The 1,102-nt window shown below is 68.8% G+C and carries 2 protein-coding genes; one reads left to right on the top strand and one right to left on the bottom strand.

The window, feature by feature from the left end:
• Positions 1-638: hypothetical protein (locus tag QUS11_06410; protein MDM7992931.1), on the bottom strand; the 638-nt coding region annotated here is incomplete at its 3' end.
• A gap of 7 nt (positions 639-645) precedes the next feature.
• On the opposite strand from QUS11_06410, the gene QUS11_06405 reads away from it, so the two are divergent.
• Positions 646-1,102, top strand: a 457-nt coding sequence (locus QUS11_06405) for a hypothetical protein (protein ID MDM7992930.1), incomplete at its 3' end; no start/stop codon positions are given.

The following is a 1,102-nucleotide window of genomic DNA, read 5'->3' as shown; positions in this document are numbered from 1 at the left end:
TCGCGGAGGATCTTCTCAATCCGCGGCTGGATGTCGCGCGTGCCCGTCTGACGCAGGAACACACCCACGAACCGCGCCTGGGCCAGCTCATCCCGCACCAGCTCGACCAGCCACTGCTCCTTCGGGTACAGCCGCTCTTCGCCCAATCCCGGCATGTCGTGCACCGGGATTTCGATGAACGTCTCACTCTCGCGGTCGAGACGCCGCCGGTGGATCACCCGCTCACCCCGGAAGGGCGCGGTCGGCCAGGCCAGCAGCGTCTGGAGGTAGCGCCCCAGGAAGCTGGCGTCGCCTTCCATCCGGCACTGGAACAGGTACGTGCCCAGCCTGTCCCTGGCCCGCTGGTAGTGCCCGGCCATATCGCCATCCATCGGGATGGGCACCGGAATCTCCTCGAAGTCCGGCATGTCGCGTCCCACATCCTGCAGGCCCACGAACACGGTGTGGTCGATGATCTCCCGCACCAGCAGCGGCGAGCAGCCCGGCGCTTCCTTCGGCTTCTGTTCCACCCGCCGTTTGCCCGTGTAGCGTCCGCCCTTGTCGTACTCCGGGCGGTATTCCACGATCCGCTCCAGCGCCCCCATGTCGCGCACCCAGGCCGCCTGGCCCCTGAGCCCCCAGGGGTAGTGCTGCCTCACCCTGGGATTGAACGTGAACTCCAGCCCGTACAGGCTCGAAGCCGTGCCCCCGTACAGCGTCCCGGTCAGGCCGACCACCTTCTCCGCCGTCTGGGCCAGCTTCATCATGGCCGCGCCCTGGTCCGTGCTGGTCGACTTGGCCTCGTGCACCTCGTCGCACAGGTACAGATACACCCGCTCCGGGAACACCGTCGCGATGTACTCCGCCAGCGGCAGCCGCGGATTGCGTCTGGCGTACTTCTCGCCCGGCCTGGGCGCCGAGAACGTGCGGCTGGACTGCCACAGGGGCGCGCCGCATGTGGGACATTTCTGCGGAGCGCGAGACAGCCAACTCTCGTCGGCGATGACCGGCTCGCCGTTCCTGGCCCGGGTGACCATCGCCCCGCACGACGGACAGACGGGGACCCGGAGCGAGACGATCCGCTCGCCGCTCAGGGTCTCGGGGCCGGTCGCGTCCCGCCCCC

It is taken from the genome of Candidatus Fermentibacter sp., from assembly GCA_030373045.1.
Taxonomy (GTDB): domain Bacteria; phylum Fermentibacterota; class Fermentibacteria; order Fermentibacterales; family Fermentibacteraceae; genus Fermentibacter.
The sequence above is the reverse complement of the archived record's forward strand: the minus strand, read 5'-3'. Positions and strand labels throughout refer to the sequence as shown.